The sequence below is a fragment of the Streptomyces sp. BYX5S genome (assembly GCF_054724165.1).
This window is the reverse complement of the sequence record NZ_CM138829.1, coordinates 1,159,161-1,184,919: the sequence shown is the minus strand read 5'-3', so window position 1 is coordinate 1,184,919 and position 25,759 is coordinate 1,159,161. Positions and strand designations below refer to the sequence as shown.

The following is a 25,759-nucleotide window of genomic DNA, read 5'->3' as shown; positions in this document are numbered from 1 at the left end:
CTCGGGCACGTCGATGCGTTGAATGCGGACGCACGTTTACTCCGAACGTAAGGACCCGTGCATGACCACGCAGTCGCCCCCCACCTCCGGGGCCACTCCTGAGACGCCGCCCACCGGCGACGGCGAGCTCAAGGCAGGGCTGAAGAACCGGCACCTGTCCATGATCGCCATCGGCGGCGTGATCGGCGCCGGACTCTTCGTCGGCTCCGGATCCGGTATCGCCGCCGCAGGGCCCGCCATCCTCATCTCGTACGCGCTCGTCGGCGCGATGGTCGTCCTCGTGATGCGGATGCTGGGCGAGATGGCCGCCGCGCGGCCCTCGTCCGGTTCGTTCTCCGCCTACGCCGATCAGGCGCTGGGCCGCTGGGCCGGCTTCTCCATCGGCTGGCTGTACTGGTTCTTCTGGGTCGTGGTGCTCGCCGTGGAGGCGACCGCCGGGGCCAAGATCCTCAACGGCTGGATACCGGGTGTGCCCCAGTGGGGCTGGGCGCTGATCGTGATGGTCGTGCTCACCGCGGTGAACCTGGCGGCCGTGGGGTCGTACGGCGAGTTCGAGTTCTGGTTCGCCGGGATCAAGGTCGTGGCGATCGCGGCGTTCGTGGTCGTCGGGCTGCTCGCCGTGTTCGGGCTGCTGCCGGGCTCGGACAACCCGGGCAGCGGGCTGGGGCACCTCACGGATTCCGGGGGCTTCTTCCCCAAGGGGCCCGGCGCGATCCTCACCGGTGTGCTGATGGTCGTCTTCTCCTTCATGGGCTCGGAGATCGTCACGCTCGCCGCCGGTGAGTCCGAGGACCCGCAGAAGGCCGTCACCAAGGCCACGAACTCCGTGATCTGGCGGATCGGCATCTTCTACCTGGGCTCGATCTTCGTCGTGCTCACGCTGCTGCCGTGGAACGACAAGTCGATCGTCGACGAGGGCAGTTACGTCGCCGCGCTGAACTCCATCGGGATTCCGCACGCCGGGCAGGTCATGGACGTCATCGTCCTGACGGCCGTGCTGTCCTGCCTCAACTCCGGCCTCTACACCGCTTCCCGCATGGCGTTCTCGCTCGGGCAGCGGGGGGACGCGCCGAAGGCGTTCGCGAGGACGACGTCGAGCGGGGTGCCGCGGGCGGCGATCCTCGGGTCCGTGGTGTTCGGGTTCCTCGCGGTGTGGTTCAACTACCAGTGGCCGGACACGGTGTTCAACTTCCTGCTGAACTCCTCCGGGGCCGTGGCGCTGTTCGTGTGGCTGGTGATCTGCTTCACGCAGTTGAGGATGCGGGCGATCATCCTGCGGGAGCAGCCGGAGAAGCTGGTCGTGAAGATGTGGCTGTTCCCGTACCTCACGTGGGCGACGATCGCGATGATCTCGTTCGTGCTGGTGTACATGCTGACGGATGACGCGGGGCGGGAGCAGGTGCTGTTGTCGTTGCTCGTGGCGGCGTTCGTCGTGGGGTTCTCGTTGGTGCGGGAGCGGGTGCGGGGCGCTCGGCGGGTCTGATGGGTTGCGGTGGTCCGGGGTTGGCGTCGCGGGGCGCTGCCCCGGACCCCGCTGCTCAATCGCCGCAGGGGCTTGATGGGCTCGATCGCCGCCGAGGCTGGATCGGCTTGAGCGGGACAGGGTGGGTTCAGCTGTCCGAGGTTTCGAGCGGGGTGAAGGTCTTCTTCACCTTTTCGTAGGTCGCGCGGGCACGGTCCTCGACCTCCGGGCGGTACCACGTGCCCACCTGGTAGGACCTGGTGCCGCGTTCGAAGCCGAGGAGTTCGGCGTGCCAGCGGGCGCCCTTGAGGGTGAAGAGGTACTCCCAGACCACCGCGGGACGGCCGCGGTAGGTGGTGCGGGCGAGGCGGATCTTCTCGTAGTCCTGGCCCTGGTGCGCCGCGCGTTCGGACTTCTGCCACGTGGCCAGCAGGTCGTCCTTGGCGAGGGCCGACTGGGCCACCAGTTCCTGGGTGCCGTCGGGAGAGGTGTAGTGCACCTCGGACGCCGTCTTCACCACCCGTTCCCAGCCCTTCGGCGGCACCCACGCGTACCCCGCCTCCTGCCGTGAACCGGCCGGGAGGGTCTGCGTGGGCGCGCGGGACGTGCCCTCGACGGTGGGGGCGCGGGAGGTCGTGGGGGTCGCCGTGCCGCCCGCCCGCGGGTCGTCGTTCGGCAGGGTGAGGGCGAGGGCCGCCGCCACGCCCACGGCCACCACTCCCCCGGTCGCGATGAACGTGGTGCGTCGGCGGTGGTGCGGGCGGGACGCGGGGCGCTCCGGGGCGGGTGGCGGCGGCGCGGGGAGCGACGGGAGCGTCGCCGGGCGCGGCGGCGGGGGCGGGGCCGGCGGTGCCAGGACGCGGGTCAAGGACTCGGTCACCCGGTCCGCGTCGGGGCGGTCCTCCGGCTCCTTCGCGAGCAGGGCCGTCAGGAGCGGTGCGAGGTCCCCGGCCGTGTCCGGCAGGTTCGGTTCCTCGTAGAGAACGGCGTGCAGGGTCGCCAGGGTCGTGTCGCGGCTGAACGGCGAGTTGCCGCCCAGCGCAGCGCAGAGCGTCGCCCCGAGGGACCAGAGGTCGGACGGCGGGCCCTGCGGGCGGCCCGCGACGCGCTCGGGCGCCATGTAGTCGGGCGAGCCGACCAGCATGCCGACCATGGTGAGCGCCTTGGTGTCCTGGATCGCGGCGATGCCGAAGTCGGTGAGCATGACGCGGCGCTGCCCCACGCGCTCCAGCAGGACGTTGCCGGGCTTGATGTCGCGGTGCAGGACCCCGCCCGCGTGCACCTGGCGCAGCGCCTCGGTCAGGCTCAGGCCGATCCGCGCGGCCTCGGCCGTGCTCAGCGGGCCGTCCTCGACGAGCACCTGTTCCAGGGAGCGGCTGTCGACCAGCTCCATGACGATCCACAGCCGTTCGCCCTCGTCCACGACGTCGTAGACCCGCACCACGCCGGGATGGTCGATGCGGGCCGTGGCGCGGGCCTCGCGCAGGGTGCGCTCACGGCGGGTGCGGGCGTCCTCGGGGTCGAGGCCGTCGATGCGCATTTCCTTGACGGCGACCTGCCGGTCGAGCATTTCGTCCACCGCGCGCCACACGCGCCCCATTCCACCCTGGCCTATCGATTCGTCCAGGCGGTAGCGGGACGCCACCATTAATCCCTGGACGCCTCCACTCGTATTCCCAGGCAATCGACTGCACCCCCGAAACACAATGAAACACAACGTCGACACTTCGCGCCGCCCCAGCATAGTGCGGAGAAATCTTGTGGTACCTCTTCAAGTACCGCGAATTACGCCGCGGTTGGGGGAGCACGGGAAAGACCTAGGGGGACGACGAACATGAGTTCACGACGTCAGGTACGTCAGATCAGGACCGCGGGTTCGCTGTGCGCGGTCGCCGTGACGGCGCTCATGGTGCTGCCGGGCGCCTCGGTGGCGGACGACACGCCTGGTCCGGGCAGTGGCGAGGGCGGAAAGGCGGTGGACGCGGCGCCGTCCGGCGTGAAGCTGACCACGACGCTTCCGAAGAAGATCTCGGCGGACAACTCGACCGGCGAGACGGAGGATCTGATCGCGACCGTCAGCAATCAGGGAACCAAGGGAAGCGGCCGGATCATTCTGGCGGTCGTGGGATTCGACGGGCTCGTGGTGAAGGACGTGCAGAACTGCACCGCGATACCCGAGGACAAACTGCCGGAAGGATCGAACAGTGGATTCTCCTGCCCCATCGACAACTTGAAGGCCGGAAAGACACAGTCGTACAAGGTCGCCGCGACATTCGATCTCGAAAAGACCGGGAAGATCTGTCTGCCGGTGCAGAGCGGGGACACGAAGAAGACGTTCTGGCAGCAGGGCCCGGTGCCGTTCGGCACCACGAGCCCGTCGCCGAACGCGCCCGTCACTCCGCTGCTGCTCGGCACGGAGAACAAGCCGGCCGCCCCCGCCGGCGACAAGGGCGACAAGGGCGGTGGCGGTGGCGACGGCCAGGAGAACCTGCCGTCGACCGGCGTCGGCGATGCCGCGCTGCCGCTGGGCGCGGTCGGCGCGGCGTTGATCGCGGCCGGCGGGGCGGGCCTGTGGTGGATCCGCCGCACCGGTACTGAAGGGCGCTAGTCGCCTACTTGTCGGCGAGCTTCCAGGCGGTGGGCAGCGCGCCCATCGCCAGGGCCGCCTTCAGCACGTCACCGATCAGGAACGGGGTGAGGCCCGCCGCGATCGCGGCCGTGAGGCTCATGCCGGTGGACAGGGCCAGGTACGGGACGCCCACCGCGTAGATGATGGCCTCACCGAGCAGGAACGTTCCGGCGGTGCGCAGCACCGAGCGGTCGGCGCCGCGGCGGGCCAGCGCGCCGACCGCGGCGGCGGCCAGCATCAGGCCGATGACGTAGCCGAACGAGGCCATCGCCATGCCCGAGCCGCCCTCCGCGAACCACGGCACTCCGGCCATGCCCGCGAGCGCGTACACGGCGAGCGCGAGGAAGCCGCGGCGGGCGCCGAGCGCGGTGCCGACGAGCAGCGCGGCGAAGGTCTGTCCGGTGACGGGCACCGGCGAGCCCGGCACCGGGATCGCGATCTGTGCGGCGATGCCGGTGAGGGCGGCGCCACCGACGACAAGCGCGACGTTCTTGATGCGGGAGGCGGGGAGGAGATCGGCCAGGACCTGGCCCGGACGGGCAGTCGTGGCAACGGCGGTGCTCATGGGGACTCCGCGTTCTAGGGACCTTGCGGTCGGGCAGGGTGGGACACGGTGACGCTATCCCAGGGGTGTTGGGGCGATCACGGTCGCCGGTCGACAAAGGGTCGAGTACGGCATTGGTGGGCTCTGAACAAACAACGCCGCCCACACCTCGTACAAGGTGACGCTCGTCACCAGGCGGGTCCGTTTTGCGCGTGGGGGCGCCTGAGCGGGAGACTGTGGAGTCCCGCCAAACCGCACCACCCGAGATCGGCTGAAGCCCCATGCACGACGAACCACTCTCCGCCGGGCTGAAGCAGCGCCACCTCACGATGCTCGGTCTCGGCGGGGTCATCGGGGCGGGGCTCTTCGTCGGTTCGGGCGCGGGGATCGCGGTCGCGGGGCCCGGCATCGTCGTCTCGTACCTGATCGCGGGTGCGCTCGCCATGTGCGTGATGCGGATGCTCGGCGAGATGTCCGCCGCGATGCCCGCCTCCGGTTCCTTCTCCGTGCACGCCGAGCGCGGCATCGGGCCCTGGGCCGGGTTCACCGCGGGCTGGCTGTACTGGTTCATGCTCGTGGTGGTGCTGGCCGTCGAGGCGACGGGCGCGGCGCAGATCGCGAACGGGTGGGTGCCGGGCGTTCCGCAGTGGGCGTGGGTGCTGCTGTTCATGGTCGTGTTCACCGTCGCCAACCTGTCGGCGGTGAAGAACTTCGGCGAGTTCGAGTTCTGGTTCGCGGCGCTGAAGGTGTTCGCGATCGTCGCGTTCCTGGTGCTCGGCGCGCTCGCGATCTTCGGGATCCTCCCGGACACCGACCCGGTCGGCCTCACCAACCTCACCGGGCAGGGCGGCTTCCTGCCGAACGGCTGGGAGGGCGTGATCTCCGGGGTCCTCGCGGTCGTCTTCGCGTTCGGCGGCCTGGAGGTCGTCACGATCGCGGCCGCCGAGTCCGAGGACCCGGCCCGCTCGGTGGCCCGCGCGGTGCGCAGCGCGGTGTACCGGATCCTGTTCTTCTACGTCGGGTCGATGCTGGTCATCGTGACGGTGCTGCCCTGGACGGCGCAGAAGGCGGGGATCAGCCCGTACGTCACCGTGCTCGACTCGATCGGGGTGCCGTCGGCGGCGCAGATCATGAACATCGTGGTGTTCGTGGCGCTGCTCTCCGCGCTGAACGCCAACCTCTACGGCTCCTCGCGCATGATCTTCTCGCTGGCCGAGCGCGGCGAGGCGCCGAAGGCGCTGCTGAGGGTGAGCGGCGGCGGAGTGCCGCGCCGCGCGGTGCTCGCGTCGGTGGCCTTCGGGTTCGTCTCGGTGCTGCTCAACCTGGAGTGGCCGGACACGATCTTCCTCTACATGCTCAACTCGGTCGGCGCGGTGCTTTTGTTCGTCTGGGCGCTGATCGCCGTGTCGCAGCTGCGCCTGCGGCGGCGCATCGAGGCCGAGGCGCCCGAGCGGCTGGTGCTGCGGATGTGGCTGTTCCCCTGGCTGACGTGGGTGGCGCTCGCCGCGATGGCCGCGGTCTTCGGCCTGATGCTGACCGACGACGCGGCCCGCCCGCAGCTGCTGTGGTCGGCCGGTGCGACGCTGCTCGTGCTCGCGGTGGCGGGCGTCCGGGAGTTGCGCGCGCGGCGCGCCTGATCAGCACCCGGACGTTCACAGAACGTCGACATGATCATCGCGGCGTGTGAACGTCGTGTCCGTATACCGGAAACCTATTCCCCCTGAGCGGGCCGGGCCCTGACACTGTGGCGGTTTTACACACCGTTTACGTCCCATCGCGGAACCGTCAGGACCGTCACCGCTACTGAACAGGGCACACCCATGTCTGGGAACTCAGCGCAGTCCACTGCCGAGAGCACGGACGCGCGGCCGGAAGGGCAGGAACCGGCCGAGCCGGCGCTGTCGCACGGCCTCAAGCAGCGTCATCTTTCCATGATCGCGCTCGGCGGCGTGATCGGCGCCGGCCTCTTCGTGGGCTCCGGCACCGCGATCGCCGCCGCGGGCCCGTCGATCATCCTCGCCTACGCGATATCCGGCGCGCTCGTCATGCTCGTGATGCGCATGCTGGGCGAGATGGCGGCCGCGTACCCGGCCTCGGGTTCGTTCTCCGTGCACGCCGAGCGGGGCATCGGGCCGTGGGCCGGGTTCACGGCCGGCTGGTCGTTCTGGTTCCTGCTCTGCGTGGCCGTCGGCCTGGAGGGCATCGGCGCGGCCGGCATCGTGCACGGCTGGGTGCCCGGGGTTCCGGAGTGGGCCTGGGTGGCCCTCTTCATGCTGCTGTTCACGGCGACGAACCTGTCGGCCGTGAAGAACTTCGGTGAGTTCGAGTTCTGGTTCGCCGCCCTCAAGGTCGGCGCGATCGTGCTCTTCCTCGTCATCGGCGTCCTGGCGATCCTCGGCGTGCTGCCCGACGTCGACGCGCCCGGCATGTCCAACCTCACCGGCCACGGCGGCTTCATGCCGAACGGCACGGAGGGCCTGATCGTCGGCCTGCTGGCGTCGGTCTTCGCGTACGGCGGTCTGGAGACGGTGACGATCGCCGCCGCCGAGTCGGAGCACCCGATCCAGGGCGTCGCGAAGGCGGTCCGCACCGCGATGTGGCGCATCGCGCTCTTCTACGTCGGGTCGATGGCGGTCGTGGTCGTGCTGCTGCCCTGGACGGCGAAGGAGATCCCGACCAAGGGCCCGTACGTCGCCACGCTCGACCACCTGGGCGTGCCCGCGGCCGGCCAGATCATGAACGTCGTCATCCTGGTGGCGCTGCTGTCCGCCATGAACGCCAACATCTACGGCGCCTCCCGCATGGCCGGTTCGCTGGTCGCCCGCGGCATGGGCCCGAAGGTCATCGGCAAGGTCACGAACGGGGTGCCGCGCGTCGCGGTGCTGATGTCGGCGGTCTTCGGCTTCGTGTGCGTGCTGCTCAGCTACTGGCGCCCGGACGACGTGTTCGCCTGGCTGCTCAACACCATCGGCGCGATCATCCTCGTCGTCTGGTTCTTCATCGCCTTCTCGCAGCTGGTGCTGCGCCGCAAGCTGGAGCGCGAGGCTCCTCGGAAGCTGGTCGTGAAGATGTGGGCGTACCCCTACCTGACGATCCTCGCGCTCGTCGGCATGGTCGCCGTCTTCGTCCTGATGGCGCGCGAGCACGACACGCGGGTCCAGCTGTACTACACGGGCGGGCTGACGATCGTCCTCGCGGTGATCGGCCTCGTCCGGCAGAAGCGGGCCGAGAAGCGGTAGCCGTACGGACTCCAACGCGCAGGGCCCCCGGACCACTTGGTCCGGGGGCCCTTTCGCTGTGCCCGGCCGTTGCGCCCGGCCGTTGCGCCGAGCCTTCCTGCTGTTAGCCTGCACTTGCAATAGAGTTGCAATAAGCAGTCGGAGGGCACGGAGAGACATGGCCACGTACACGCTTCCTGAGCTTCCGTACGACTACGCGGCGCTGGAACCCGTCATCAACCCGCAGATCATCGAGCTGCACCACGACAAGCACCACGCGGCGTACGTGAAGGGCGCGAACGACACCCTGGAGCAGCTGGCCGAGGCCCGCGACAAGGAGCAGTGGGGCTCCCTCAACGGCCTGGAGAAGAACCTCGCCTTCCACCTCTCCGGCCACATCCTGCACAGCATCTACTGGCACAACATGACCGGTGACGGCGGCGGCGAGCCGCTGGCCGCGGACGGTGTCGGTGACCTCGCGGACGCCATCACGGAGTCCTTCGGCTCGTTCGCCGGGTTCAAGGGCCAGATGACGAAGGCCGCCGCGACGACGCAGGGCTCCGGCTGGGGCGTCCTCGCGTACGAGCCGGTGAGCGGGCGGCTCGTCGTCGAGCAGGTCTACGACCACCAGGGCAACGTCGGGCAGGGCTCGACGCCGATCCTCGTCTTCGACGCGTGGGAGCACGCGTTCTACCTTCAGTACAAGAACCAGAAGGTCGACTTCATCGAGGCGATGTGGCGGGTCGTCAACTGGCAGGACGTCGCCAAGCGGTACGCGGCCGCGAAGGAGCGGGCGTACGACCTGCTGCTGGTGCCGTAGCCGGCGCCGCGGCACCCTGATGCGTCCCGCCTCGTGATCGTCTTCTCAACCTTCACGTGCGGCGGGCGGTGAAAAGGACAGACCCCCGCGAGGATGTGACTCGCGGGGGTCTGTTGGTATGCGGGGTTCCGGGGACAATGGGCCGCATGGCGACCGAGGTCGAGCGGCACTGCCCCACGTGCAAGTCCGACGAGCAGCACCGGCACGTGACCCAGAAGGAGAGCGACTGGCTCCGGACGAAGCACGACGTGACCTTCACCAACGACTGGTGGAGGTGCAAGCGCGACGGCTGTCGCACCATCCGGTACTACCACTCCGAGAGCCGGAACCATCAGCTCCCCGAGGACTTCGACGACTAGTCGAAGATCGGGCCCTGCGTGCGCGTGCGCTTCAGCTCGTAGAAGCCCGGGACCGAGGCGACGAGGAGCGTGCCGTCCCAGAGCTTCGCGGCCTCCTCGCCCTTGGGGGCGGGGGTGACGACGGGGCCGAAGAAGGCGATCTGCTCGCCGTCGGCGCCCGGCACCGCGATGACCGGCGTGCCGACGTCCTGGCCGACCAGGTCGATGCCCTCCTTGTGGGAGGCGCGGAGCTCCTCCTCGTACTTCGTGCCGTCCCAGTGGTCGAGGAGCGAGGCGGGCAGGCCGACCTCGTCCAGGGCGCCCGCGACGGCCTCCTTCGTGGGGCCCTCGCCGCGGTTGTGGATCCGGGTGCCGAGCGCGGTGTAGAGGTCGCCGAGGACCTCCGCGCCGTGCTCCTGCTGCGCGGCGATGACGACGCGTACCGGGCCCCAGGCCTGGGTGCGCATCATCTCCTGGTACTCCTCCGGCAGCTCGTCGAGGCGCGGCTCGTTGAGCACCGCGAGGCTCATCAGGTGCCAGCGGACCTTGATGTCGCGGACCTTCTCCACCTCCAGGACCCAGCGCGAGGTCATCCAGGCCCAGGGGCACAGGGGGTCGAACCAGAAGTCGACGGGGGTCTTCTCGGACATGGTTCTCCTCAAGGTTCACCGGGTGGTCTCGGCTGCGGCAACGCGGCCCGCGCCCGGTCCATTCCCCGATGTCCGGTGTCACAGCCGCGTGCGAGGATCGTAGGCGGCTGAACAGTTACGTCACAAAGGAGTGCCGCCGTGCCCGGTGAGAATCTGTCCCGCGACGAGGCCCGCGAGCGGGCGGGTCTGCTGTCCGTCGACGGGTACGAGGTCGCGCTCGACCTGCGCTCCGCGGTCGGCGACTCCACCGGCGAGGGGCCGCGCACCTTCCGGTCCGTGACCACGATCCGGTTCCGGTCGAACGACGCGGGGGCGAGTACGTTCGTCGACCTGATCGCGCCGTCGGTGACGGCCGTGTCGCTGAACGGCGAGGACCTGGACCCGGCGGCCGTGTTCGACGGCAGCCGCATCCAGCTGGAGAACCTGGCGGAGGACAACGAGCTGGTGGTCGACGCCCAGTGCGCCTACTCGCGCACCGGCGAGGGCATGCACCGCTTCGTCGACCCCGAGGACGGCGAGGTCTACCTCTACACGCAGTACGAGCCCGCCGACGCGCGCCGCGTGTTCGCCAACTTCGAGCAGCCCGACCTCAAGGCGCCGTACCGGTTCAGCGTGCAGGCGCCCGAGGGGTGGACGGCGTGGTCCAACGGCGCGGGCGAACTCGTCGACGGCGTCTGGCAGTTCGCGGAGACCAAGCCGATCTCGACGTACATCACGGCGGTCGTCGCGGGCCCGTACCACTACGTGACGGACACGTACGAGCGGTCCTTCGACGACGGGTCGAAGCTCGTCGTGCCGCTCGGTGCCATGTGCCGCAAGGGCCTCGCTCCGTACTTCGACGCCGATGACATCTTCACGGTGACCAAGCAGGGCCTCGACTTCTTCCACGACCACTTCGACTACCCGTACCCCTTCGGGAAGTACGACCAGGCGTTCGTGCCCGAGTACAACCTGGGCGCCATGGAGAACCCGGGGATGGTGACCTTCCGCGAGGAGTTCATCTTCCGCGGCAAGGTCACGCAGGCGTCCTACGAGCGGCGCGCGAACGTGATCCTGCACGAGATGGCGCACATGTGGTTCGGCGACCTCGTCACCATGCGCTGGTGGGACGACCTGTGGCTGAAGGAGTCCTTCGCGGACTTCATGGGGACGTTCTCGATGGCCGAGGCGACGCGCTTCACGGACGGCTGGATCACCTTCGCCAACAACCGGAAGTCGTGGGCCTACCGGGCCGACCAGCTGCCGAGCACGCACCCGATCACCGCCGACATCCGGGACCTGGAGGACGCGAAGCTCAACTTCGACGGCATCACGTACGCCAAGGGCGCGTCGGTGCTGAAGCAGCTGGTGGCGTACGTGGGGCGGGAGGCGTTCCTCGAAGGCGCGCGGCGGTACTTCAAGCGGCACGCGTACGGGAACACCGAGCTGGGCGACCTGCTGTCGGCGCTGGAGGAGACCAGCGGGCGCGACATGGCCGCGTGGTCGCGGTCCTGGCTCCAGACGGCGGGCGTCAACTCGCTGACGCCGCAGGTGATCCTGAACGCCGAGGGGCGGATCACCGAGCTGGCGGTGGTGCAGGAGGCCGCCGAATCGCACCCCGAGCTACGGCCGCACCGGGTGGCCGTCGGCCTGTACCGGCGGGCGGCCGGGGGCGCCCTCGAACGGTACGCGCGGGCCGAGGTGGACGTGGCCGGGCCGCGGACCGTGGTCGGTGAGCTGGCCGGTTCCGAGGCGCCCGAGCTGGTCCTGGTCAACGACGACGACCTCACGTACTGCAAGATCCGGTTCGACGAGGGGTCGCTGGAGACGCTGCGGGAGCGGCTGGGCGACATCTCCGATCCGCTGGCGCGGGCGCTGTGCTGGACGGCGCTGTGGAACCTCACGCGCGACGCGCTGATGCCGGCGCGGGACTTCGTCGACCTGGTGCTGCGGTTCGCCGGGCGCGAGTCCGACATCGGGGTGCTCCAGATGCTGCACGCGTGGGCGCGTTCGGCGCTCGTGCACTACGCGGCGCCGCAGTGGCGCGAGGAGGGCTGGCGGCTGCTCGCCGAGGGCGCGCTGAAGGAGCTGCGGCTCGCGGAGCCGGGGAGCCAGCACCAGTTGACGTGGGCGCGGTTCTTCGCGTCGGTGGCGTCGAGCGAGGCCGACCTTCAGTTGCTGCGGGAGCTGTTGGACGCCGACGGCGGGGCGCGGATCGACGGCCTTGAGGTCGACCAGGAGCTGCGGTGGGCGTTCCTGGAGACGCTCGCCACGTACGGGGCGGCGGACGAGGGGGTGCTCGCGGCGGAGCTGGCGCGCGACGACACCGCCTCCGGCAAGCGGCACCAGGTGCGGTGCCTGGCGGCGCGGCCCTCGGAGGCGGTGAAGGCGCAGGCGTGGGCGCAGGTCGTGGAGTCGGACGCGCTCAGCAACGCGCTGGTGGAGGCGACGATCTCGGGGTTCCAGCAGCCGTCGCAGCGGGGGCTCACGGCGGGGTACGCGGCGAAGTACTTCGAGGTGATCGAGCGGGTGTGGCAGGAGCGGTCGATCCAGATCGGGATGGATGTGGTGCGGGGGCTGTTCCCGGGGTTGCAGGACTCGCGGGAGACGTTGGAGGCGACGGATGCGTGGCTTGCTGCGCATGCGGGGGCGGCGCCGGCGTTGCGGCGGTTGGTGGGTGAGGCGCGGGACGATCTTGCGCGGGCCCTGCGGGGGCAGGCGTGTGACGTCGCCGCCGGGTAGGTCGGGTTGCGGCGCCCCGGGGTTGCGGCCTCGGGGCGCTGCCCCGGACCCCGCTGCTCAATCGCCGCAGGGGCTTGAATGGCTCACCCGGCGCGAGGGCTTGATGGGCTCACCCGGCGCGAGGGCCTGAATGCGGCACACGGTGTTGGTGTTACCGAATTCTGGCAGTTGGGGGCGTAACCCGGGCGTCGCCTGGGGTTTTCGGCAGGAAGTGGGGGCAGCTTTAGGGCGGCGTTGTCCGGGTTTGGATGCGGGGGTGTAACAGCGGTTAGTGGGGGTTCGTGGGGCGGGAATGGCCCAGGCATGAACCACGACACCACCCCCGCCCCGTTGTCCCCGCGGCCCCTGCGTCACCTCACCCAGAACCAGCGGCGCCTGATGAGCATCGCGCAGCTGAAGGCGCACGGTGTGGGCTCCGCGGCCGTGCAGGAGCAGTGCAGGACCGGCGGCGCCTGGCAGCAACTGCTGCCCGGTGTGTACCTGTTGCACCCCGGCACGCCCACCAGCGAGGAGCGGCTGCACGCCGTGCTGCTGTACGCCGGGCGGTCCCCGCAGCGGCGGGGCGGGCAGGCGGAGGGCGTGCCCGCGCAGCCCGCCCCCGGCGCCCCCTCGTACGCGGAGGCGATGGTCACGGGGCTGGCCGCGCTCGCCCTGCACGGCTTCTCCTCCGCTCCTCCGCTCACCTCGCTCGACCGCATCGACGTGCTCGTGCCCCGCACCCGGCGGCTGCGCTCCACCGGCTTCGCGCGGCTGATCCGGTCCGCCGGGCTGCCGTCTCCCGTACAGGTGACGGGAGTTCCCGTGACGCCCGTGCCGCGCGCCGTCGCCGACGCGGTCGCCCAGCTCACCGACGCCGGCACCGTTCGCCGGGTGCTCACCGAGGCCGTACAGGGCGGGCACTGTGAACCCGCGGCGTTGGTGCGGGAGTTGAGTCTCGCACGGCTGCTGATGCGGCCGCACGTCGTGGACGCGGTGGACGCGCTGCTCGCCGAGGGGCGCTCCATCGCCGAGGACCGGCTGTACGCCATGGTGCGCGAGCACGGACTGCCGGACCCCGTGTGGAACGTGGATCTGCGGCTGCCCGGCGGCCCGCACCTCGGCGGCGTCGACGCGTTCTGGCCCGACCACTCCGTCGCCGTCGAGCTCGACACCCGGGCGCCGCGCCAAGGCCACCGGCAGGACGACGACGCGCTGTGGAGCGAGTACGCCCGCAAGCGCGAGCACCTGGAACGGCTCGGTATCACGGTCGTGCACATCACCCCGAAGAAGCTGCGGGAGTCGGCGGAGCAGCAGGCGGCGATCGTACGGACGGCGCTGATGACGGCCGGGGACCGGGATCCGGCGGCGTATGTCGTGGTGCTGCCCCGGTGACGGTTCCGGAGCGGTCGAGGGGGGCCGTGGCGGGTCAGGCCTTGCGGAGGACCAGTTCCGTGTTCCTGTCCCCCGCCGTGCCGGAGAGGGTCGCGCGGGAGCCGGGGGCGTTGAAGGAGAGTTCGCGGTAGAGGGCGGCCAGGCCGGTCTGGCTGAGGTCGGTGAAGTCGGTGCGGTGCGGGGCCGAGGACTCGATGAGGGTGGTGAAGACGGAGAGGGTGCCGTCGTGGTTGTCGGCGACCTCGATGATGCGGGCGAGCTGCGGGAAGTCGACGTGGGAGGCGGTGGAGACCTCCCAGAAGCCGCCGCCGGATCCGGAGTGCGGGGTGATGGCGTTCTTGTGGCTGTGGCCGTTCACCCAGGCGAGGACGGGGCGGTGGGAGGCGAGGAGGGCGGCCAGTTCCTCGCCGCCGTGGCGGCGTTCGCCGGGGTGGCCGGGGTCCTCGCGGAGGTTGCGCATAGTCCTGGCGGTGTGGTGGGAGAAGACGAGGACGTGGTCGCCGCGCCGGTCGGCGTCCTTCAACTGCTGCTTGAGCCAGTCGAGTTGGGACGTACCGATAGAGCCCTCGTAGTGGCCGCCCGGGTCGGTGGTGTCGAGGCTGATGCCGAGGACGTCGTCGGAGACGCGGAACGCGTAGTACTGGGTCGCGGTCGCGAGGTTGGCCTGGGTGTAGCCGTGACCGACGGGGCCGGGGCCCGTGTGGCCGGGGTCGAGGTGGGCGGCGACGTACTCGGTCGGGGTGAAGGGGGCGCGCGACTCGTCCGGGGTCACCCGGCGCATCTTCCGCTTGTGCGAGACGAGGAGGTCCTTGAACGCCGTGCCCTTCGGGTCGCCGCCCTGCCGCACGGTGTCCCAGATCGCCTTGCCGGTGGCGGTGTCGAGGTCCATCAGCTTGTGACCGCCGACGGCGAACTCGGCGAAGTACGGGTCCCCGGGGGCGTAGCAGCCGCCGGGGAGGGAGTCGTGGTTGCCGACGGTGGAGTACCAGGGGAGGTTCAGGCCGGGGCTGCGGAGTTCGCCGATCGCGGCGTCGAGGAAGCCGGGGATGCGGGGGAAGCCGTGGTCGCGTTTGTCGGTGTCGCGCAGGGCGGCGTCCGGGTGCCAGTAGAGGGGCAGGTCGCTGTTCTGGACGCCCTCGTAGTGGCGGGGGTCGCCGGTGTTGGGGCGGATGCGGCCGCCGCTCATCGCCTTGAGGAACCAGTCGAGTTCGGAGCGGGCGTTGTTGTCGGTGTTGTCGCCCGTGGTCATCACGAAGTGTAGGGGTGAGGCGGTGACGGGCGCGCCGCGCAGGGCGTTGACGCGTTCGACGAGGGCGACGGCGCCGGCCACGCTGAGCGCCTCCTGCGGACGCCAGGCGCTGGCCGTCTGCGACCTCAGGTACTCGTAGCGCAGGGGGTGCTGTACGTCGACCAGGTGCAGGTCGGTGAACTGGACGAACGCGGCGAGGGCGGTGCGCTTGGCCTCGCGGGCGCGGTGGGCGGGGGCCAGTTCGGTGCGGACCACGCGGGTCCAGGCCGGGCCGTCGCCGAGGCGGCGGTAGCCGGGGCCGGAGGCGGGGCCGGTGGCCACGGAGGCGAGGGTGGTGCCGCGGGTGTAGGGGGCGAGGGGGGCCGCCGGGGCTTGGCGGGACATGGCCCGTGCGGGGCGGGCGGCGGCGGGGTGGGCGGCGGCGCGGGTCTCGGTCGCGGGGCCGAGGGTGTATCCGAGGCCGGCGGAGAGGGTCACCGCGCCGGTGGCGGTCAGGAGGGCGCGGCGGTGGATCCCCGCGGTGGTGACAGAGCGTGTGCGCGGCATGGCGCGGTCTCCCCGGGTGCGGACGCGTCGGACGGTGACGGCCGGGCCGGTCCGGTTCCGTTTCGGCCGAACCGCCCTTCCGTACTGGATCGTTGGCAGCCGGGGTGGCCTCCGCGTGAACGGCGACGCAACGCGCAGCGCCGATCACGGGACGTGGATCTCGGGGTGGTCGTGGGGGCGCCGCATCGTCACGCGAGGGTGAGGCCGGGGCGTCCCGCCGGTCACGCGGAGTTCATCTTGCGGGGAAGAGGACGTTCGCATCTGCGCCCCGGGGCTCCGCCCCGGACCCCGCTCCTCAATCGCCGGAGGGGCTTGACGTGCCCCCGCGGTGGGTCACGGGGAGACGTGGCCGGTCGGTGGGCGGGAGCGCCAGAGGTCGAGGCCCACGTCGACGAGTTCGACGCGGGGAAGGTCCTGGACCGCGTCCAGGTCGTGCCACGCCGCCAGATCCGTCGACCCGTTCTCCTCGTGCCGCAGCACACCCCCCGTGATCACCCCCTCGTACACGACCCGCACCCCGTGGAAGTCCGCCACCTTCCCCAACTTCCGCGGATAGCGCCTGCGCACGGAGTGCACCCCGAGCAGCACCACCGGCTCGACGACGTACCCCGTCTCCTCGTCGACCTCCCGGATCACCGTGTCGTACGGATCCTCCCCGTGGTCCATCCCCCCACCCGGCAGGGTCCACCGTTTGCTGCCGTCCCCCGCGACCCAGCGGGCGAGCAACACCCGGCCCTCCTGGACGCACACCGCGTAGGCCGCCACCCTGAGCTCTCTGTTCATCCCCCGACGCTAGAGGCTGCCGCGCTCCCGCGCAGGGGTTACGCGCTTGCCGGGCCCGTCACGTTTTGGGCGGTGTGGCGCATGGCGGAAGTACGCCACACACGAAACCCGGCTCGGGCAACTCTCCCCAAACTGTGGTCACTTGCGTAAAGCTGAGCGGTCATCCGGCACCGAAATCCGGATTCCTTTCACCATTTACGTACAGGGATGCTGATGACCACCGATCCCCAGCGCGCACCGATATCCGGCGCGAGACGCGCGGCCCGGCTCGCGGCGGCGGCCGGACTCGTGGCCGCGCTCACCGCGACCGCCGGGCCGATACCCATGGCCTTCGCGGCGGAGAACGACCCGGCCCCGACCCCGGCCGTGAAGTCCGCGAGCGACAAGCTCGGCGCACAGGACGCCGAACTGCTCGCCGACGCCCAGGCCGACGGCAAGAAGAACGTGACCATGATGGTCGCGACCGCCCCCGGGAAGACCGAGCAGGTCGCGGACCAGCTCGACGCCGTCAAGGGCGGCTCCGTGGGCCGCGCCTACGACAAGCTCGGCTACGTCCGGGCGACCGTGCCGACCAAGAGCGCCGAGGCCGCGATCAAGGCGGCCGAGAAGCTCGACTCCGTGCACGGCATCGACCTGCGCCAGGAGATCGCGCTCGACGACCCGACGCCGACCGCGGACACCGCCAAGGGCGCGTCCAAGAAGGCCACCGGCTCGTACAGCGGCCCCGGCAAGGACACCCCCGCCAAGAACCCGTACAACCCGTCCTTCGAGACGGGCGCCGTCGACTTCGTGAAGAAGAACCCGAAGGCGGACGGCCGCGGCGTCACCATCGGCATCCTCGACTCCGGCGTCGACCTCGGTCACCCGTCGCTCCAGAAGACCACGACCGGCGAGCGCAAGATCGTCGACTGGGTCACCGCGACCGACCCGATCGTCGACGGCGACGCGACGTGGCGGCCGATGGTCAGCCAGGTGACCGGGCCGACGTTCACGTACAACGGCCGTACGTACAAGGCCGCTTCCGGCTCGTACGGGATCAGCACCTTCGCCGAGTCCGTGACGGCCGGCGGCGACGCCAAGGGCGACGCGAACCGCGACGGCGACACCACCGACAAGTGGGGCGTGCTGTACGACGCCGCCAAGGGCACGGTGACCGTCGACCTCAACGACAACGGCGACTTCACCGACGACACCCCGATGAAGCCGTACAAGGACGGCTACCAGGTCGGGTACTTCGGCAAGGACGACCCGGCCACCGACGTCGTCGAGCGCCAGCCGTTCGTGGTGGAGGTCCGCAAGGACGTCCCCATGGACCCGTACGGCGGTGACTGGGTCGGCCAGAAGCGCGACTTCGTCAACATCGGCGTCATCGAGTCCGAGCACGGCACGCACGTCGCGGGCATCACCGCCGCCAACTCCCTGTTCGGCAACAAGAACATGAACGGTGCCGCGCCGGGCGCCAAGCTGGTCTCCTCGCGGGCCTGCACCTGGACCGGCGGCTGCACCAACGTCGCGCTCACCGAGGGCATGATCGACCTCGTGACGAAGCGCGGCGTCGACATCGTCAACATGTCGATCGGCGGCCTCCCGGCGCTGAACGACGGCAACAACGCGCGCGCCGAGCTCTACACGCGTCTCATCGACGAGTACGGCGTCCAGCTGGTCATCTCGGCGGGCAACTCGGGCCCCGGCGCCAACACGATCGGCGACCCGGGCCTGGCCGACAAGGTGCTGTCCGTCGGCGCGTCCATCTCCAAGGAGACGTGGGCCGCCAACTACGGCTCCGTCGTCGAGAAGCCGTACGCGATGATGCCGTTCTCGTCGCGCGGCCCGCGGGAGGACGGCGGTTTCGCGCCGCTCATCTCCGCGCCCGGCGCGGCCATCAACACCACGCAGACGTGGCTGCCCGGCAGCCCGACCCCGGAGGCCGGCTACGCGCTGCCCGCCGGTTACTCGATGCTCCAGGGCACCTCGATGGCCTCGCCGCAGGCGGCGGGCGCCAGCGCGCTGCTGATCTCGGCGGCCAAGCAGCAGAAGGTGTCGCTGTCCCCGGCGAAGCTGCGCACCGCGCTCACCTCGACCGCGAACCACATCGCGGGCGAGCAGGCGTACGCGGAGGGCACCGGCCTCATCGACATCGTCGACGCGTGGAAGTCCATCAAGGACAAGGCGAGCGCCCACACGTACACGGTGAAGGCGCCCGTCGACACGGCGATCGACTACGCGCTGAAGACGCCGGGCTTCGGCACCGGCATCTACGACCGTGAGGGCGGCCTGAAGGCGGGCCAGAAGAAGACGTACGACGTGACCGTCACGCGGACGTCGGGTTCGTCGAAGCCGGTGGCGCACCGGGTGTCGCTGAAGAACAACTCGGGCGACACGTTCTCCGTGGCCGGCTCCGGCACGGTCTACCTGCCGCTGAACAAGCCGGTCACGGTGAAGGTCACGGCGAAGCCGTCGTCCGCCGGGCTGCGCAGCGCGATCCTGCGCGTCGACGACCCGCGGACCGAGGGCGTCGACCAGCAGATCATGACGACGGTCGTCGTCTCCGCGCCCCTCAAGTACACGTACCAGGCGAAGGGTTCGGTGCAGCGCAACAGCGTGAAGTCGTACTTCGTGACGGTGCCGGAGGGCGCGTCCTCCCTTGAGGTGCGGATGAGCGGGCTGGCCGCCAAGAGCCAGACGCGCTTCATCTCCATCCACCCGTACGGCGTCCCGGTCGACACGACGTCGACGCCGAACTGCTACCCGAACTACGGGGACGGTTCGGGCAACGGCTGCCGTCCCGACCTGCGTTCGTACGACGCTCCGCAGGCGGGTGTCTGGGAGATCGAGGTCGAGTCGCGCCGTACGTCGCCGCTGCTCGACAACCCGTACACGCTGGACGTCGCCGTGTTCGGTGCGGCGTTCGACCCGGCGGTCGTGACGCTGCCGGAGGCGAAGGTCGGTACGCCGGCCGCCGTCGACTGGAAGGTCACGAACAACTTCGCGGCGATCAGCGGCGGCAAGCTGGAGGGCGGCCCGCTCGGGTCGTCGAAGTCGACGCGGCCGACGATCGCGGACGGGGCGTCGCAGCGGTCGACCGTGGACGTGCCCGAGGGCGCGGACAAGCTCGACGTGACGATCGGCAACGTGTCGGACCAGGCCGCGGACCTCGACCTCACGGTCTACGACGCGGCGGGCAACGTGGTCGGGTCCTCGGCCGACGGGGACTCCGAGGAGTCCGTGAGCATCGCGAAGCCGGCGGCCGGTACGTACACGGTGCAGGTCGACGGGTACTCGGTGCCGTCGGGGTCGACGGAGTACGACTACGTCGACGTCTTCTTCTCGCCCTCGCTGGGCACGGTGAAGGTCGACGGGTCGAAGTCGGTGTCGCTCGCGAACGGGGCGTCGGCGGAGGTCTCCGCCGAGGTTGTCGCGGCTGCGGGCGCGCCCGAGGGGCGGGAGTTCTTCGGGCAGGTGCGGTTGCTGAACGAGCGGGGGGTCGCCGCGGGGGTCGGCAGCGTGAAGATCGAGAAGGTCACGTCCTAGCCTCCGGCTGCGCGTGAGCGGTGGGGCGGTCACCCGTGGGGTGGCCGCCCCTTCCGCTGCCCGCCCCCGGCCCCGCTCCTCAATCGCCGGAGGGGCTTGAGGGGGCGGAGGGGCTTGATGTGGGGCACGGGAGGGTGTTGGCCGTGGGGAGCCAGCGGTGGATGTGGGTGCGGGTTTCGGAGACGGAGGGGCCCGTTTTCCAGGTGTCGCGGGTGTGCGGGGACAGGGGGATGCGGATCAGCGTGTACGTTCCCGGCCGCAGGTCGCGCGCGGCCGCGCCGTCGAGCGTCAGCGTCGTCGTGCGCGCCGGCCGTTCGGGGCGGTAGGAGCGCTCGACGTCGAGCACGACCCGTACGTCTCCGTCGTCGAGCGGGGTGATGCTGGTCACCCGGCCCTCCACCAGCACCCGCGAGCACGCGATGTACGTCACGTACGGGGAGACGGACTTGGCGTCGCCGTCCTGGGCCGCCGCCTTGTCGCTCGCCGAACCCGCGTCGTCGCCCCCGCCCGGCGCGTTCATTCCGAGCCACGCCAGCCCGCCGAGGAGCGACGCGGCGCAGGCCACGACGAGGCCGCCGAACGCGATGCGCAGGGGGCGGCGGCCGGGTGCGCGTGCCGGTGCCGGTGTCGGTACCGGTGCCGGTGCCGGTGCCGGTTCGCGGTCCCGTTCCGGGCGGGACGCCAGCGCCTCGCCGAGACCCCGTACCTGTTCCCTCAGCAGCGCGACATCCGCCGCGACCGCCGCCGCGTCGGGATCGTCGTCCGGCAGCGGCTCCCCCGTCACCGCCAGCATCAGCAGCCGGTCCTCCGACTCCACGTCACACCACCTCCCCTTCGCGCAGCCGCACCCGCAGCATCCGCACCGCCGTGTGCAGGCGGCTCTTGACGGTGCCCTCGGGCACACCCAGTTCCGCCGCGATGTCCCGCACCGGCAGGTCCGCGTAGAAGCGCAGCACCACCACCTGCCGCTGCTCGTCGGGGAGCTGGTCGAGGCCCTCGGCCACGGCCATCGACAGCACGCGAGTGTCGGCGGCGTCCCGCGCGTCCTCCTGGCGCAGCGCCGCGAGCCGCTCGCCGAGGCGTTCCTGGCGGCGCCGCGCGCGGTGCCAGTCCATGGCGAGGTTGGAGGCGACGACCGCCGCCCAGGCGGACACGTCGCGGGGCGCCTCCTGGCCCTTCGCGGTCCGCTCCAGAAGCCTCAGCCGCACCTGCTGCACCCCGTCGGGCAGGTCCCCGTACGGCACCCCGCCCAGCGACAGCACGGCGCGCACCCGGTCCTCTACCGCCGCGTCCAGGGGGTCGTCCCGCCGACCCCTCGGTTTTCCGCGCAGCACTGCGCCTCCCCTCCCCGCGTACGCCCTAGGACGCCGGAGCCGCCGAAAACGTTCGGGGAATGTGGCGGGCGCCATACCGTCCCAGCTCACGGACAATGGATTGGACAAGCGGGACCTGGAGAGACGCATCATGGACACACCCGCCAGGCCGGATGGCCGCTTGCACGAGAATCACGGAGGACCCTGTGAAGGTCGGAATCGTCGGAGCCACCGGTCAGGTCGGCACGGTCATGCGCAAGATCCTCGTCGAGCGGAACTTCCCGGTCGACGAGCTGCGTCTGTTCGCGTCGGCGCGCAGCGCGGGCACGGTGCTGGACGGCGTGACGGTCGAGGACGCCTCCACGGCCGACTACAGCGGGCTCGACATCGTGCTGTTCTCCGCCGGTGGCGCCACGTCCAAGGCCCTCGCCGAGAAGGTCGCAGCCCAGGGCCCCGTCGTGATCGACAACTCCTCGGCCTGGCGCCGTGACCCCGAGGTGCCGCTGGTCGTCTCCGAGGTGAACCCGCACGCGATCGCGAACCGCCCCAAGGGCATCATCGCGAACCCGAACTGCACGACGATGGCCGCGATGCCGGTGCTGCGTCCGCTGCACGACGAGGCGGGCCTGGAGGCCCTGACCGTCGCCACGTACCAGGCGGTGTCCGGTTCCGGTCTCGCGGGCGTGGCCGAGCTGCACGGCCAGGCGCAGAAGGTCGTCGCGGAGGCCGACAAGCTGACGCACGACGGCGAGGCGGTCGACTTCCCTGAGCCGGGCGTCTACAAGCGCCCCATCGCGTTCAACGTCCTGCCGATGGCGGGCTCGATCGTCGACGACGGCCTGAACGAGACGGACGAGGAGCAGAAGCTCCGCAACGAGTCCCGCAAGATCCTGGAGATCCCGGGCCTCAAGGTCTCCGGCACGTGCGTGCGCGTCCCGGTCTTCTCCGGCCACTCCCTCCAGGTCAACGCCCGCTTCGCCCGTCCGATCAGCCCGGAGCGCGCCACGGAGCTGCTGGCGCAGGCGGAGGGCGTCGAGCTCTCCGACATCCCGACCCCGCTCCAGGCGGCCGGCAAGGACGCGTCGTACGTGGGCCGCATCCGTAGCGACGAGACGGTCGAGGGCGGCCAGGGCCTCGCCCTCTTCGTCTCCAACGACAACCTCCGCAAGGGCGCCGCGCTGAACGCGGTGCAGATCGCGGAGCTGGTCGCGAAGGAGCTGTCGGCCAAGTAGGCCGCTGTACGCAGCCCAAGGGGGCGGTCACCGGGTTCCGGTGGCCGCCCCCTACGGCATGGGTCACAGGGCGAGGTGGCGGCGCAGCGCGGCGTCGATGTCAGCCATCCGCTGCCGCGGCACCATGCCGACGCACCGGCCCATCCGGCCCGGCGCAACTGCTCGGACCTGCTCGCACTGCGCTTTGGAGTCCTTGGGCAGATGGCACTCGTCGGCGCTCAGGAAGACTTGGAAGCCAAGGACACGAGAGACGTTCGACGTCAGTGGCACCACGGTGACCACGCCGCGCCCGGCCTGCTCGACGGCTCGGTTCGCGGCGTCGTGCGACACGATCACAGCTGGCCTGACCTTGTTCGCCTCACTGCCGCGCGACGGCTCCAGGTCGATCAGGTAGATGTCACCGCGCCTCATCAGCGATCCCGTCCCCTGACGTCCGGTCCCAGAGAGCGGCGTCCTCGCTCTCGTCCCACTCCGCGAAGGCCTCCGCGTACTCGGCCTCGAGTCGCGCACCGCGCAGGAGCTCGATCGCGTCGTGTATCACGGCAGACCGCGAAGCGGCTTCGGTTCTGCTCACGTACTCGTCGACGAAGGCCACGTCCTCCTGCGGAAGGCTCACACTAATCTTCATACCCTTCATGCTACCCGTAGTAGGAATAGAATGCCTACCCCGGAAGATGCGGTCGCGTGGAAGGATGACCGGAAACGTCACATACGTAGACCGCATCAATCGATGGAGATGACCGCGTGCCTGGCACCAATCTGACCCGTGAAGAGGCGCAGCAGCGGGCGAAGCTGCTCACCGTTGACTCGTACGAGATCGATCTCGACCTCTCCGGCGCGCAGGAGGGCGGCACGTTCCGGTCGGTGACCACCGTGCGCTTCGACAGCGCGGAGGCGGGCGCCGGGACGTTCATCGATCTCGTCGCCGACGCCGTGCACGAGGCCGTGCTCAACGGCCGGTCGCTGGACGTCGCCGCCGTGTTCCGGGACTCGCGGATCGCGCTGAAGCACCTGGAGGCGGGGCCGAACGAGCTGAAGGTCGTCGCCGACTGCGCGTACACGAACACGGGTGAGGGGCTGCACCGGTTCGTCGATCCGGTCGACCAGCAGGCCTATCTCTACACGCAGTTCGAGGTCCCGGACGCGCGGCGCGTGTTCGCGAGCTTCGAGCAGCCCGACCTCAAGGGCACCTTCCAGTTCACGGTGAAGGCGCCCAGCGGCTGGACCGTGATCTCGAACTCGCCGACGCCGGAGCCGAAGGACGACGTCTGGGCGTTCGAGCCGACGCCGCGCATCTCGACGTACATCACGGCGCTGATCGTCGGCCCGTACCACTCGGTGCACTCCTCGTACGAGAACGCCGAGACCGGGCAGAGCGTGCCGCTCGGGATCTACTGCCGGCCCTCGCTCGCCGAGTACCTCGACTCGGACGCGATCTTCGAGGTGACGCGGCAGGGCTTCGACTGGTTCCAGGAGAAGTTCGACTACGCGTACCCGTTCGCCAAGTACGACCAGCTGTTCGTGCCCGAGTTCAATGCCGGGGCCATGGAGAACGCGGGCGCGGTCACCATCCGCGACCAGTACGTGTTCCGGTCGAAGGTGACGGACGCCGCGTACGAGGTGCGGGCGGCGACGATCCTGCACGAGCTGGCCCACATGTGGTTCGGCGACCTGGTCACCATGGAGTGGTGGAACGACCTGTGGCTGAACGAGTCGTTCGCGACGTTCGCCGAGGCCGCCTGCCAGGCGTACGCGCCGGGCTCGAAGTGGCCGCACTCGTGGACGACGTTCGCCAACCAGATGAAGACGTGGGCGTACCGGCAGGACCAGCTGCCGTCCACGCACCCGATCATGGCGGACATCAGCGATCTCGACGACGTGCTCGTCAACTTCGACGGCATCACGTACGCGAAGGGCGCGAGTGTCCTGAAGCAGCTCGTCGCGTACGTCGGCATGGACGAGTTCTTCCAGGGCGTGCAGGCGTACTTCAAGCGCCACGCGTTCGGCAACACGCGCCTCTCCGACCTCCTCGGCGCCCTGGAGGAGACCAGCGGGCGCGACCTGAAGTCCTGGTCGAAGGCGTGGCTGGAGACGGCCGGCATCAACGTCCTGCGCCCGGAGATCGAGACGGACGCCGACGGCGTCATCACCTCCTTCACCGTCCGCCAGGAGGCCCCGGCCCTGCCCGAGGGTGCCAAGGGCGAGGCGACGCTGCGCCCGCACCGCATCGCGATCGGCTTCTACGACCTCGACGACGACAGCGGGAAGCTGCTGCGCGGCGAGCGCGTCGAACTCGACGTGACGGCGACGGAGTCGACGCAGGTGCCGCAGCTCGTCGGCAAGCGCCGCCCCGCGGTGATCCTGCTCAACGATGACGACCTGTCGTACGCGAAGGTCCGCCTCGACGAGGAGTCCCTGGCCTTCGTCACGCAGCACCTCGGCGACTTCGAGGCCTCGCTGCCGCGGGCGCTGTGCTGGGCGTCGGCCTGGGACATGACGCGCGACGCGGAGCTGTCGACGAGCGCCTACCTGGACCTGGTGCTCAGCGGCGTCGGCAAGGAGTCCGACATCGGTGTGGTGCAGTCGCTGCACCGGCAGGTGAAGCTGGCGATCGACCTGTACGCGGCGCCGGGCCACCGGGACGCGCTGCTGAACCGCTGGACCGAGGCGGCGCTCACGCACCTGCGGACCGCGGAGGCGGGCAGCGACCACCAGCTGGCGTGGGCGCGGGCGTTCGCCGCGAGTGCCCGCACGCCGGAGCAGCTCGATCTCCTCGACGCGCTGCTGGAGGGCTCCGAGACGATCGAGGGGCTCGCCGTCGACACCGAGCTGCGCTGGGCGTTCGTGCAGCGGCTCGCGGCGGTCGGGCGGCACGACGAGGCGGAGATCGCCGCGGAGTACGAGCGGGACCGGACGGCCGCCGGTGAGCGGCACGCCGCGACCGCGCGGGCGGCGCGGCCGACCGCCGAGGCGAAGGCGGAGGCGTGGGCCTCGGTCGTCGAGTCGGACAAGCTGCCGAACGCGGTGCAGGAGGCGGTGATCGGCGGGTTCGTGCAGACGGATCAGCGGGAGCTGCTGGCGCCGTACACGGAGAAGTACTTCGCGGCGCTGAAGTCCGTGTGGGACTCGCGGTCCCACGAGATGGCGCAGCAGATCGCGATCGGGCTGTACCCGTCGATCCAGGTGTCGCAGGAGACGCTGGCGGCGACGGACGCGTGGCTGGCTGCCGCGGAGCCGAGTGCGGCGTTGCGGCGGTTGGTGTCCGAGGCGCGGGCGGGTGTCGAGCGTGCGCTGAAGGCGCAGGGCGCGGACGGGGTGTAGGTCCCCGGTTCCGGTGGGGGGGGCGTCGACC

Annotated in this window: 20 protein-coding genes; 11 read left to right on the top strand and 9 right to left on the bottom strand. The window is 70.5% G+C overall.

Features of this window, described 5'->3' with window-relative positions:
• Positions 1 to 61 precede the first annotated feature (61 nt).
• Positions 62 to 1,483 carry an amino acid permease gene (locus tag ACYBSK_RS05315; RefSeq protein WP_460245334.1) on the top strand — a complete coding sequence of 474 codons (1,422 nt, stop codon included), beginning with the start codon at positions 62 to 64 and terminating at the stop codon, positions 1,481 to 1,483.
• A 127-nt stretch (positions 1,484 to 1,610) separates the two neighbouring features.
• Here ACYBSK_RS05315 and ACYBSK_RS05310 read toward each other — a convergent pair whose 3' ends face one another.
• A complete protein-coding gene (locus ACYBSK_RS05310) occupies positions 1,611 to 3,110 on the bottom strand; it encodes a protein kinase domain-containing protein (RefSeq protein ID WP_457475671.1) in 1,500 nt (499 codons plus the stop codon).
• Positions 3,111 to 3,296: 186 nt separating this feature from the next.
• On the opposite strand from ACYBSK_RS05310, the gene ACYBSK_RS05305 reads away from it, so the two are divergent.
• Positions 3,297 to 4,070 carry an LPXTG cell wall anchor domain-containing protein gene (locus tag ACYBSK_RS05305; protein WP_460245333.1) on the top strand — a complete coding sequence of 258 codons (774 nt, stop codon included), beginning with the start codon at positions 3,297 to 3,299 and terminating at the stop codon, positions 4,068 to 4,070.
• A gap of 4 nt (positions 4,071 to 4,074) precedes the next feature.
• Here ACYBSK_RS05305 and ACYBSK_RS05300 read toward each other — a convergent pair whose 3' ends face one another.
• A complete protein-coding gene (locus ACYBSK_RS05300; protein WP_457475669.1) occupies positions 4,075 to 4,656 on the bottom strand; it encodes a biotin transporter BioY in 582 nt (193 codons plus the stop codon).
• Between the two features lie 260 nt (positions 4,657 to 4,916).
• On the opposite strand from ACYBSK_RS05300, the gene ACYBSK_RS05295 reads away from it, so the two are divergent.
• The 4 genes from ACYBSK_RS05295 (at position 4,917) to ACYBSK_RS05280 (ending at position 9,032) form a co-directional block, all read left to right on the top strand.
• Positions 4,917 to 6,272 (top strand): amino acid permease, encoded by a 1,356-nt coding sequence (locus ACYBSK_RS05295; protein WP_460245332.1) that lies wholly within the window; start codon positions 4,917 to 4,919, stop codon positions 6,270 to 6,272.
• A 183-nt stretch (positions 6,273 to 6,455) separates the two neighbouring features.
• On the top strand, positions 6,456 to 7,874 hold the full coding sequence (locus ACYBSK_RS05290; protein WP_460245331.1) for an amino acid permease: 1,419 nt from the start codon (positions 6,456 to 6,458) through the stop codon (positions 7,872 to 7,874).
• A 157-nt stretch (positions 7,875 to 8,031) separates the two neighbouring features.
• Complete coding sequence (locus ACYBSK_RS05285; RefSeq protein ID WP_457475666.1) at positions 8,032 to 8,673, top strand: superoxide dismutase; 642 nt, start codon at positions 8,032 to 8,034, stop codon at positions 8,671 to 8,673.
• A gap of 146 nt (positions 8,674 to 8,819) precedes the next feature.
• Complete coding sequence (locus ACYBSK_RS05280) at positions 8,820 to 9,032, top strand: hypothetical protein (protein ID WP_460245330.1); 213 nt, start codon at positions 8,820 to 8,822, stop codon at positions 9,030 to 9,032.
• On the opposite strand, the gene ACYBSK_RS05275 is transcribed toward ACYBSK_RS05280, so the two are convergent.
• A complete protein-coding gene (locus ACYBSK_RS05275) occupies positions 9,029 to 9,661 on the bottom strand; it encodes a mycothiol-dependent nitroreductase Rv2466c family protein (RefSeq protein WP_457475664.1) in 633 nt (210 codons plus the stop codon). The genes ACYBSK_RS05280 and ACYBSK_RS05275 overlap by 4 nt on opposite strands.
• 138 nt (positions 9,662 to 9,799) lie before the next feature.
• Between ACYBSK_RS05275 and pepN (ACYBSK_RS05270) the strand changes: the two genes are divergently transcribed.
• Together pepN (ACYBSK_RS05270) and ACYBSK_RS05265 are read left to right on the top strand one after the other, a co-directional pair.
• Complete coding sequence (gene pepN, locus ACYBSK_RS05270) at positions 9,800 to 12,382, top strand: aminopeptidase N (protein WP_460245329.1); 2,583 nt, start codon at positions 9,800 to 9,802, stop codon at positions 12,380 to 12,382.
• 303 nt (positions 12,383 to 12,685) lie between these two features.
• Positions 12,686 to 13,753: a hypothetical protein gene (locus tag ACYBSK_RS05265; protein ID WP_460245328.1), complete on the top strand. Its 1,068-nt coding sequence runs from the start codon at positions 12,686 to 12,688 to the stop codon at positions 13,751 to 13,753.
• Between the two features lie 34 nt (positions 13,754 to 13,787).
• Here the strand turns inward: ACYBSK_RS05265 and ACYBSK_RS05260 are convergent, their stop codons facing one another.
• Positions 13,788 to 15,548 (bottom strand): TIGR03767 family metallophosphoesterase, encoded by a 1,761-nt coding sequence (locus ACYBSK_RS05260; protein WP_460245327.1) that lies wholly within the window; start codon positions 15,546 to 15,548, stop codon positions 13,788 to 13,790.
• 333 nt (positions 15,549 to 15,881) lie between these two features.
• Positions 15,882 to 16,331 (bottom strand): NUDIX hydrolase, encoded by a 450-nt coding sequence (locus tag ACYBSK_RS05255; RefSeq protein ID WP_460245326.1) that lies wholly within the window; start codon positions 16,329 to 16,331, stop codon positions 15,882 to 15,884.
• Between the two features lie 213 nt (positions 16,332 to 16,544).
• Here ACYBSK_RS05255 and ACYBSK_RS05250 point away from each other — a divergent pair, with 213 nt between their 5' ends.
• The gene (locus ACYBSK_RS05250) at positions 16,545 to 19,862 is read left to right on the top strand and encodes a S8 family serine peptidase (RefSeq protein ID WP_460245325.1); all 3,318 of its coding nucleotides are present in this window, start codon (positions 16,545 to 16,547) and stop codon (positions 19,860 to 19,862) included.
• 79 nt (positions 19,863 to 19,941) lie between these two features.
• On the opposite strand, the gene ACYBSK_RS05245 is transcribed toward ACYBSK_RS05250, so the two are convergent.
• Complete coding sequence (locus ACYBSK_RS05245; RefSeq protein ID WP_460245324.1) at positions 19,942 to 20,679, bottom strand: hypothetical protein; 738 nt, start codon at positions 20,677 to 20,679, stop codon at positions 19,942 to 19,944.
• 1 nt (position 20,680) lies between these two features.
• Positions 20,681 to 21,196 (bottom strand): sigma-70 family RNA polymerase sigma factor, encoded by a 516-nt coding sequence (locus ACYBSK_RS05240; protein ID WP_460245323.1) that lies wholly within the window; start codon positions 21,194 to 21,196, stop codon positions 20,681 to 20,683.
• Positions 21,197 to 21,381: 185 nt separating this feature from the next.
• On the opposite strand from ACYBSK_RS05240, the gene ACYBSK_RS05235 reads away from it, so the two are divergent.
• The gene (locus ACYBSK_RS05235; RefSeq protein WP_460245322.1) at positions 21,382 to 22,407 is read left to right on the top strand and encodes an aspartate-semialdehyde dehydrogenase; all 1,026 of its coding nucleotides are present in this window, start codon (positions 21,382 to 21,384) and stop codon (positions 22,405 to 22,407) included.
• Between the two features lie 63 nt (positions 22,408 to 22,470).
• Here ACYBSK_RS05235 and ACYBSK_RS05230 read toward each other — a convergent pair whose 3' ends face one another.
• Both ACYBSK_RS05230 and ACYBSK_RS05225 read right to left on the bottom strand, forming a co-directional pair.
• Positions 22,471 to 22,818 carry a type II toxin-antitoxin system PemK/MazF family toxin gene (locus ACYBSK_RS05230; RefSeq protein ID WP_460245321.1) on the bottom strand — a complete coding sequence of 116 codons (348 nt, stop codon included), beginning with the start codon at positions 22,816 to 22,818 and terminating at the stop codon, positions 22,471 to 22,473.
• Positions 22,805 to 23,035, bottom strand: coding sequence for a ribbon-helix-helix domain-containing protein (locus ACYBSK_RS05225; RefSeq protein WP_457481662.1), 231 nt, complete (start codon positions 23,033 to 23,035; stop codon positions 22,805 to 22,807). The genes ACYBSK_RS05230 and ACYBSK_RS05225 overlap by 14 nt, the downstream gene beginning before the upstream one ends.
• 116 nt (positions 23,036 to 23,151) lie before the next feature.
• On the opposite strand from ACYBSK_RS05225, the gene pepN (ACYBSK_RS05220) reads away from it, so the two are divergent.
• Positions 23,152 to 25,728, top strand: a complete 2,577-nt coding sequence (pepN, locus tag ACYBSK_RS05220) for an aminopeptidase N (RefSeq protein WP_460245320.1) — start codon at positions 23,152 to 23,154, stop codon at positions 25,726 to 25,728.
• The last annotated feature ends 31 nt before the right edge of the window (positions 25,729 to 25,759 follow it).